Origin of the sequence: Herbiconiux daphne, assembly GCF_024979295.1 — a bacterium.
Lineage (GTDB): Bacteria > Actinomycetota > Actinomycetes > Actinomycetales > Microbacteriaceae > Herbiconiux > Herbiconiux daphnes.
In genome coordinates, this window is the sequence record NZ_JANLCJ010000458.1 from 1 (window position 1) to 658 (window position 658).

Sequence of the window (658 nt, forward strand, 5' to 3'; positions counted from 1 at the left end):
GTGAAGACTCCAAAACCTTCAACTCAAACTCTTACCCTACCTGAACCAATCCGTGCTGCCCCTGAAGTAGCTGGTGTTCAGTATGGTGGTATGGATGATACAGTTAGTGGAAATGATGAAGCAACTGTAACCAAAGATACCACTCCTACCGAAGTAGTTCCTACCACTGCCCCTACTTATCAGCAGAATACTACAGTGACAACTGAAGAAACTGCTCCTACCAAGGCAAGTAAAATTAAACGTAAGCCCCAAGGTGCTATCTAAGTAAGGAGTATCCTATGCCTGTTATACGTGTATCAGGCGGATACCGGTATGGCGAATCTGGCAAACTCTACAAAGGACGAGGTGCCAAAAAGAAAGCAGAGAAACAAGCTACTGCTATTCACATCTCCCAGATTCGTGCTGGTAAGAAGCCAGAATGATTACAGTTGAAGAGACTAATAGATGCAGGCGTATCGCTGAGAAATGGTTCTATGACGAATGCAAACCTGCTATGTCAGAAGAAGAGTTCTATGAATGGTGCTCTATATTCTATCCTTCCATCGAAGCAAGAGAGTTTGAATATTTTCTTGATGGTGAGTTTGTAGCTCATCAATCTTTCTCTACGGGGTTATCTCTCCATTATAAATATGTAGTGGATAGTTATAACTTCATATCA

2 protein-coding genes are annotated in these 658 nt (G+C 42.1%); both read left to right on the plus strand.

The genetic code is table 11. From position 1 onward, the window contains the following. On the plus strand, positions 1 to 264 hold a 264-nt coding region (locus tag N1032_RS25835), incomplete at its 5' end, for a DUF5476 domain-containing protein (protein ID WP_259543475.1). A 154-nt stretch (positions 265 to 418) separates the two neighbouring features. Next, on the plus strand, positions 419 to 658 hold a 240-nt coding region (locus N1032_RS25840), incomplete at its 3' end, for a hypothetical protein (protein WP_259543476.1).